This window comes from Spirulina sp. CCY15215, from assembly GCF_016888125.1.
Classification (GTDB): Bacteria; Cyanobacteriota; Cyanobacteriia; order Cyanobacteriales; family Spirulinaceae; genus CCY15215.
In genome coordinates, this window is record NZ_JACSWA010000239.1 from 1 (window position 1) to 8,119 (window position 8,119).

Here is an 8,119-nt window from a genome sequence, read left to right on the forward strand (position 1 = left end):
TGTGACTTCAACGTAGCGATCGCCTTGAAGAACGGCTATTTTTAATCGTCCTTTCTCAAAACGCCACAATTCGGGAACACCTAATGCTTGGTAAATAGCGGGATGGGTGCGAGAAGTGATATCAATTTCTAGAGCCAGATCGGGAGGTGGATCGACGGTGAGATCGAGGCGATTCTTGCCGCGAACGGCTGCTTCATGTTTAATATAAAAACAGTCATCGGGTTCGATTCCCTGTTTCATCAATTCATTTTTAAATGTTGTTGAACCGAGAGGATAACATTCAATATCAAGTTCTTCCAGCAGTGCTTTCACAAAATCGGAAATAAAACCTTTATCAGCTTCGTGTTCGGGTAAGGGAGCCATAATTTCTAAAATTCTGTTAGCATAGGCAATGCGGGAGGCTCGTTTTTCGCCTAATTCTGCTAATATTTGCTCAAATTCTTGCCAATTTACGTCTCGCAGGACGAGTTTTTGTCCGGGGAGAATGTCAAAGCGTTTCAATTCTAATAACATTGCTCGGTTTTTCTAACGCGATCGCCAATATTGTAGCACTTTTGCACTAAAATCAAGAAATAATGACTCTTGCACCTCTGAAAACCCCCATTTCCCCATAAATACCATAATTAAAAATTTAGGGAGTGTCTTGCTTAGACCTGAAACCCTGCACCCATAGAGATTATACGGAGAGAGTGCGATCGCGATCGCCTTTTGCGTAGATTTGCGTTGCCCTTACCCAAGCCCAATTATTACCAGGTGCAATTTTTAGAGTTAAATTAGGAAAAGAAACCTAAACTCGGGGTGCAAAGATGAACCCTTAAATCTATGTCAGACAGTCAGAATGGAATAGCCTCACCACAATACTCGGATCGCGATGAATTAGTACAAGCAATTGCTCGAGTTTTAACCGACAAGTTTAATGTTGTTATCGAGTCAGACTCCGAAGCGATCGAGGTTTTAGAAACAGCGACTCATCCTTATTATTTGGAGCTTATTATTGCTAGAAAAGTCATTACTGTTATTGCCCTTGTTTGTTTCATTTATTCGGTGTTTAATATTTTTGAGTCGGTTTTAATTTATCGCTTACTCATTTTAGAATTCTGTGTTTCAATTTTAACTATTTTAAGTGGTTTAGGTTTAATTATTCTTTTGGTGTTTGAAGTATTTCAAGGAGCAGGAGAAGATGAAGTTAAGTTATTGAAGCAAGGAAAGCATATTTTTAATGAATATCAATTTATTCCCTCTTTAAATCGTTTTTCCTTTGTTTTATTCTTACTGGGGTTGGGTTTCTTAACCATTATTTTGGGCTTTGCCAATCTTTATACGGATTTACTGCGACAAAACCCCGATAACTTTTCGGGTTTGCAAGCTGGATTTTTATCTATTTATTTTTCGATTGTCACCTTCTCCACAGTTGGCTATGGCGATATTCACCCCACTTCTATATTAGCACGATGTGCGGTAATTTGCGAAATTTTTATCGCTATGTTTTTCAGTTTAATTGTAATTTCAACAATCCTTTCTTGGACAATTGCTCATCGGCGATCGCAGCAAGAAATGACGATTAAAAAACGTATTCTGGAGAGAAAAAAACGAACTATAATTCTAAAAGATTAACTAAGAATTTACAGAGATGGGGTAAATTTTACGATTTCCTGTCAAGATTTTAGGTTTAATTAAACTTTTTAATAATAGCCAGAAAACGCGCAGTTCTCCAGAACATTTTGTTCGCTTCCATTGACCTGGACGGCAAAAAAGAAGTTGAATTAAACCTCGATTTTGCTCTAAAGTCATTTCTTGAAAAGTAATTCTTAAAGAATTGCGATCGCGAGTTAATGTTCCCCATAATTCCAGATTTTCACCTACAATTTCCAAGCTAACAGCAGTATTTTCATCTGTGATATCCATCGAAAAAGGCTCTTTCAATTCAATTTCTGCACCGATTTCCGATAGAGTCTGAGTAATACCAGAAAAAACTCTTTCTCCGACTTTTAAGCGAATTAAACGCTTTAATTCAAACCAAGGAAAAGAATTACTTTGGGGAGATTCAAGCATACTTAATAAAGCAATACTTAAAATTAACAGATTATAGAATCCCCAAAAAATACTCAACATAAATAACGTGCGTTCTTCGGAAGAATAATTGAGAAAATCGGTAAATTTAGTACAAAAGATATAGAAAATATGACCAGTACCCGCAAGATTAATCAGAAAAATTGGGATTAAAGGAATGGCTAAACTCCAGTTAAATAGAAAGCGATCCTTTGCAATACCTTTTGGAGTCACTTGAAAACCTTGAGAAAAAGGATTGAGAAGAGTTTGTATCGTAGTGATTGATAAAGGAACGCATTGAACCACAGCATAAATATCAGAAATTAAGGCTTCACGCGATCGCTGATTTAGCCATGAAAAACTTAATAAATAGGAGAGATAAAAAGGTAAAAAGAAATTTAACCATTCAAATAAAGTTATCTTGAAGGGAATTGCATCGATGAAGAAAAAGGAGATTGGTAAAACCAGAAATATCAATCTTGATATCGGTAAAAGCCACTGAAAAATTCCGGCACCGTGAAGAATTCTTTGACGCAGAGTTAAATTGGCAATAGTCAGAGGATTTTCGGGAATAAATAAGGCTTGTAATGTCCCTCGACACCAACGCTGACGTTGAGAAATATACCCAGACAAATTCTCCGCAGCTAAACCTGCACTGAGTTCTTCATCAAGATAAATAGTTTGATAACCGAGAGAATTAAGACGTACTCCTGTAAAATAATCTTCTGATAATGAACTGGTAACAAAACTACCACTTTCTTCTAAAATATCTCGGCGAATGAGAAATGCACTACCATAACAAAGAGAAGTATCAGCACTGTCACGAAGTTTTTGATAATGACGACCAAAAAATTCATTTTCAGAACTTATTTCGTTTTCAATTCCTAAATTTATGGGAATTAAATCGTGATTATAAAAATATTGATGAGTCTGCAAGAGTCCAATATTGGGACGTTGAAAAAAACCAATAGTACGGGATAAAAAGTTTTGAGTAGGAACAAAATCTGCATCAAAAACAGCAATTAATTCTCCCTGAGACTGGCTTAAACCGTGATTGAGATTGCCAGCTTTCGCATAATTGTTATCCGATCGCGTCAGGTAATGACATCCTAATTGATGAGCAAGTTGGCGAATATTTTCCCGTTTACTATCATCGAGAAGGTAGATCTCTTTATCGGAATAATTGATCGCTTGACAGCCAATGATCGTGCGTTTGAGAACGAATTCAGGTTCATTATAAGTCGGAATTAAAATATCAACAGAAGGGAGATAGTTATTTTCGATCGCCTCTCGTTCAAATCGATCTGCATCTTCTCTTCGATCGCGTTTACTTAGGACTAAAAATGTTTGCAATCCATAGTCGATAAAAAGAAATGTCTCTAGTAAAAATAGTGCTAAACTAAGCGTTCCACTCACTGGATTTTCGAGATTGAGAGTTGAGAAAAACCGCCAAAATAAATAGCGTAAAGCAAAGACTAACAGAATCGGTACAACGGCAATATAGAGAAGACGATTGGGTTGAGGAAAAATCTTGACGATCGCCAATAATCCCACCAATAATCCCATAACTATAAGTGTACCATAGCGATCAGGATATAGAAGCGATCGAAACACTAAAGGAAGATCATTTTCAATTGTAGAAAGTTTAGTAAAGAATTGACTAATGGGAGCAATATCGAGCGCCCATGCTGCTAATATGCAGAGAATAAAGGCAATACTACTCAAGAAAATGAGTGTTGTTAGTTGGGGACTATTTCTATTTTTAGTATTATTCTTTTTTTTATGTTCTTTTCTAGCATTTTTTGGGGAAGAAGAAAACATAGATTTTTCCAAAAGAGGACTATTTGTTTGTGTCTCGAAATCGATTGGGTTTTTGCAACCTCAGCCAATACCGAGTGTAAAGTATATCTATGAAAATTTACTGAGAGGGTCAAAAGAATAAAATTGTCAGCATTTTTAAAACTCAGTAGATTACAAAATTGTCTCAAAACTTAGTAGAATATTGTTTCCATGCGATCTACTGAACCTCTATGTCTGACTTTGTTTTGCGTCCCAATACCAGCGATCGAATCTTCCAGCAGGATATTTGGGGAAAAAATGAGTATCAAATTACTGATAACTTCAATCCCACAGACCTCATCATCGATATTGGTGCCCATATTGGTTTATTTTCCCACCTTTGCTGGCAACGAGGTGCGCGACGTATTTTAGCTTTTGAACCCTTTCCTGAAAATTTTGCTTTGTGTCAGTCTAATCTAGCGGCTACATCTGCAACTGTCACTAAAAAGGCCGTTTGGCGATCGGATCTATCCACACTACCATCCTTATTCCTGACCGAATTTGCAATGATGCACCCCGATGGACCCGATCCGATTGAACCGGAAACCATCAATACAGGTACATCTTCTGTATTTGGCAAGACAGGAGAGGCTGTTGATACTATTGCTTTAGATGATATCATCGGCGATCGCACCGTGGGTGTTTTAAAGTTGGATTGCGAAGGTAGCGAATTCCCCATATTATTAACTGCCAAACGTTTAAAGCAAGTTCAATATATTACTGGCGAATATCACTTGATGGATACTTGGCCATCCCAAGCATTAGCGGATGGATATGCCAAATATACTTTGGGTGATTTAGCAAACTATTTGACTTCGCTTCATTTTCGGGTGGATTTTGTCCCGTACAAACATCCACTTTTTGCTGATCGATTGGGACATTTCTTTGCCTATAATCTTGATTTGTAGTTACAATCGCTTTAAAATATAATTAGATGATGCTTTATTTTTTAATCCTAATCTAATAAAGTGTCATCTATTTTACACATCTTTTAGACAATGACTATTTTTAGATCTCACTACTTAAATAAAATACAATTGCGATGAACTTTTCAAGGTCGCCACTTTTCCAGTGTTTGCTTAATCGCTTCAAGTTCTTCAGTATATTGATAGAGTGCTATTTTCTGTGCTTCTAAAGCCTCTAAAATTTTATCAACTTCTGTTTCTCGGGTTTCTCTTTCTTTCAAGAGGCGATCGAACTCCACTAAAAAGCGATTGATATATTCATTAATTTGTTGTTCCGCATGGCCAAAATCTTCCGCAACTTGTTGTTTAATTGCACGTTCGACAACGATCAAACTACCGGCTGTTTGTCCGTCAATTTCTTTCTTAATTGAGACAATAGTTTGACGCAGATCAATCTCGTAATAAGAACGGCGATCGTCTACTTGAATATCAACTTCGTAATCTCGACAAAATGCCTGTTTTCGTTCTCTTGTCCAGCGTGTATAGTTTTCGGTTTGTTGTTGCACTTGGGTATCAATTCCTTGAAAATCAAACACTAGCATTTGAATGGGATTGATATTCATAGAAATATCCAAGACTTCTCCTAAATATTTCGAGAGTTCATTGGAAATGGTTTGTACATTATCGCTAATTTGTGCAACTAACTCTTGTCGAATTAATGTTCCATCTCGAGACAGTTTATCTTGTGTATTTGTCCACCAATCTTTAATTAAAATAGCACAAAAACGATTGATATCTTTCTTAATTTGTTCGACTTCTTCCTCTGTTTCACAACGAATCTCATAGGGATTTTCTTCATCTCCTAAAAGTTCATTAATGACTTTTTTTAAAGATTCTGCTAATCGTTTTGGGACGGGAAAACGGGAACTTTTTTCAGGTTCTTCTTCTTCAATTTCTAACTCGTCCCCTGGTGGTTCTGTCGCAACGGTATAATCTGAAAAGCGATAATGAACAAAAATCTCAAACTCTTGTTGAATAGTTAACTTAGCACGTTCGGCAAAATCATTGATCTCCCATTTAAACTGTTCGATTAATTGCTTTTCTTGTTGTTCAACCAGTTTCTTGACACCGCGAATTTGTACGATCGCATTTTTAGCCAAGCGTTTATATTCTTCCATCTTTTGGCGCAGGGGCTTAATTTCAATTTTCCAGCCACTAATGCGCGTATTAATAACATCTTCAACTCCTGTTCCAGTTTTATTAAGTTTAGCAATCACATCTCTTAATAAATTCCAGCCCGCATTATTAACAACTTCTCGCACAACCGCTTGTTCGATCGCAGGAATGAGACTATCTTTTAAGGCTTGAGAAGCAACTTTTTGTGGAGAAGGAACAATCATATCGCCATCGGGAGTTTCCCTTGCATAACGTCCCCCAAAAAAGCGTTTAAAGTTCCGTAAATGAACATCTGTTGCAAGTCCTCTCTGAATCATCTTAGCAAGAAGTCCTTGCCATGCACTGGCGGGATATACAATTGGTTCGGGAATACCAAAATCTTTTAAAGTGCGCTTGAGATCGTCAATAACGTGCTGAATTGGTCTATCTTCTTCCGTCTTGCGATCGATTTTATTGAGAATAAAATAAATTGCCCCGCGATTGCGTTTTAAAAAATCGCTGCGTTGTTCGATTAAGTCTTGTAAAAGTTCTGAATTTGTGTTATCTTTAAAGGAAGAGTAATCGAGAATAAAAAGAATAACATCGCAATTACGCAGGACTTCAAGGGCGGTTTGTTTGAGAATAATGCTATCAAATGCCCCATCTTTCCACTCATTGGGACCTGGCGTATCAACCAGGGTAAATCCCGTCAGGGCTGAAAAATTCCCGATCGCATCGATGGGATATTCTAACTCAAAACGTTGAACGCGATCGCGATTAGCCGTTGCCCGAATTAAGTGAGTGCGTTCGAGAAAATTCTGGCGAATAGTACGGGCATCTCCTTCGGCCAAAAGTACCGGCTGTTTGTGTTTTTCTCGATATTCAAGCAGTCGAGGCACTTCTCCTGCTGCCAATGGCAGAACATCGGTACGACACACCGTACAAGATTCAGTTTCGCTGGCTAACACATCCGCCCCAATTAGAGCATTGAGAAAGGTACTTTTTCCCGCTTTCATGGCTGCAATAACAGCAACTTGATACCTTTGTTCCTTCAATGCCGCTAATGCTTTACGTGCCTCCCCTTCGATCGCCTGTAAGGTTTCCGCATCATCACCTCGGGCGAGTTCCTCCTCTCGCAATTCGTGCAAGTATTGGATGAGTCTCGATCCCGTATCGTGAATGCTTTCGTAAATTTCTTGAAACCGTTGAGAAGACATGAATGGGTAATGGGTAATGGGTTAGAGGCAATTATTCTGTTCTTTTTTACTCAAGGCGATTTGGATACCGAGAGCAATTAACCCGATCGCCGCGATCGCAAATACTGCTGTTGCTAATGTAGCAAGTCCTGCGACCAAAGTTCGCACGGCGATGGCAATCCTCAAGGAAGCTGCGGTGGTGGAAGGTAGAGGGGTATGGGCTAAGGTGCCGGTAATTGAGGTAGTCAGTAAATACAAGAGGGTGGCAAAACCTGCGGCAATAGAAGACCCGATTAAGCATTGTAAGGGCGTTACGGGTTTGCGATCGGATGTTGGGGAAGAATCGCTCATGGAGAGTGAAGAATAAACTATTTTTACATTTTAATAGGACTTACGCATTTACCCACTAGCTGGCAAGATGCCCGCACTACCATAACGATAGAATACGGGAGTGGGAGCGTCTCGCTCCCTAGTTGCGTCAGTCTAACGAAGGAAAAAAGAAGATGATTGCTTCAGTTGTCGAAATTCCTCACTATCGTTTCAATACAACGAATTATCGGCAAATGTGGGAGACGGGCATTTTAAAAGAAGGCGATCGCGTGCAGTTAATTGCAGGGGAAATTGTACAAATGGCAGCGATGGGAACCAAACATCAAGCCTGTGTAGCGCGGTTAACTCGCTTCTTTGTGGAAAGGTTGGGCGATCGCGCAGTGGTTTGGCCGCAAAATTCCCTGGAAATTAGCGAAAACTCTCTACCGGAACCCGATCTGGTTTTATTAAAGCCTCGCGCTGATTTTTACGAGACGCTTCAACCGCGATCGCAGGATGCGTTATTAGTTATAGAGGTGTCGGATAGTACGGTACGCTTCGATCGCGAGGTCAAAACCTAAAGCTAGAGAGTGAGGGTTAGCCATTGATTTTAATCAATGGACATCGAACGCAACGGGTTTTAACCCGTCTTGCGTTACAATACTT

7 protein-coding genes are annotated in these 8,119 nt (G+C 38.8%); 3 read left to right on the forward strand and 4 right to left on the reverse strand.

Annotated elements, in window-relative coordinates:
* A partial coding sequence (locus JUI58_RS01745) for a Uma2 family endonuclease (protein ID WP_204102020.1) occupies positions 1–513 on the reverse strand: 513 nt, incomplete at its 3' end.
* A gap of 309 nt (positions 514–822) precedes the next feature.
* On the opposite strand from JUI58_RS01745, the gene JUI58_RS01750 reads away from it, so the two are divergent.
* Positions 823–1,614 carry a potassium channel family protein gene (locus JUI58_RS01750; RefSeq protein WP_204102021.1) on the forward strand — a complete coding sequence of 264 codons (792 nt, stop codon included), beginning with the start codon at positions 823–825 and terminating at the stop codon, positions 1,612–1,614.
* Here JUI58_RS01750 and JUI58_RS01755 read toward each other — a convergent pair whose 3' ends face one another.
* Positions 1,615–3,870: a cellulose synthase catalytic subunit gene (locus JUI58_RS01755; RefSeq protein ID WP_204102022.1), complete on the reverse strand. Its 2,256-nt coding sequence runs from the start codon at positions 3,868–3,870 to the stop codon at positions 1,615–1,617. It abuts the gene before it with no gap.
* 209 nt (positions 3,871–4,079) lie between these two features.
* Between JUI58_RS01755 and JUI58_RS01760 the strand changes: the two genes are divergently transcribed.
* Positions 4,080–4,796: an FkbM family methyltransferase gene (locus JUI58_RS01760; protein WP_204102023.1), complete on the forward strand. Its 717-nt coding sequence runs from the start codon at positions 4,080–4,082 to the stop codon at positions 4,794–4,796.
* 143 nt (positions 4,797–4,939) lie between these two features.
* Here the strand turns inward: JUI58_RS01760 and JUI58_RS01765 are convergent, their stop codons facing one another.
* Positions 4,940–7,165 carry a dynamin family protein gene (locus JUI58_RS01765; RefSeq protein ID WP_204102024.1) on the reverse strand — a complete coding sequence of 742 codons (2,226 nt, stop codon included), beginning with the start codon at positions 7,163–7,165 and terminating at the stop codon, positions 4,940–4,942.
* Positions 7,166–7,186: 21 nt separating this feature from the next.
* Positions 7,187–7,495 carry a DUF3082 domain-containing protein gene (locus tag JUI58_RS01770; RefSeq protein WP_204102025.1) on the reverse strand — a complete coding sequence of 103 codons (309 nt, stop codon included), beginning with the start codon at positions 7,493–7,495 and terminating at the stop codon, positions 7,187–7,189.
* A 152-nt stretch (positions 7,496–7,647) separates the two neighbouring features.
* Between JUI58_RS01770 and JUI58_RS01775 the strand changes: the two genes are divergently transcribed.
* Positions 7,648–8,034: a Uma2 family endonuclease gene (locus tag JUI58_RS01775; protein WP_204102026.1), complete on the forward strand. Its 387-nt coding sequence runs from the start codon at positions 7,648–7,650 to the stop codon at positions 8,032–8,034.
* Positions 8,035–8,119 lie beyond the last annotated feature (85 nt).

Bases quoted from the DNA above. Each gene is read 5' to 3' on its own strand.
- JUI58_RS01750 (WP_204102021.1), top strand. From the start codon at position 823: ATGTCAGACAGTCAGAATGGAATAGCCTCACCACAATACTCGGATCGC.
- JUI58_RS01755 (WP_204102022.1), bottom strand. From the start codon at position 3,870: ATGTTTTCTTCTTCCCCAAAAAATGCTAGAAAAGAACATAAAAAAAAG.
- JUI58_RS01760 (WP_204102023.1), top strand. From the start codon at position 4,080: ATGTCTGACTTTGTTTTGCGTCCCAATACCAGCGATCGAATCTTCCAG.
- JUI58_RS01765 (WP_204102024.1), bottom strand. From the start codon at position 7,165: ATGTCTTCTCAACGGTTTCAAGAAATTTACGAAAGCATTCACGATACG.
- JUI58_RS01770 (WP_204102025.1), bottom strand. From the start codon at position 7,495: ATGAGCGATTCTTCCCCAACATCCGATCGCAAACCCGTAACGCCCTTA.
- JUI58_RS01775 (WP_204102026.1), top strand. From the start codon at position 7,648: ATGATTGCTTCAGTTGTCGAAATTCCTCACTATCGTTTCAATACAACG.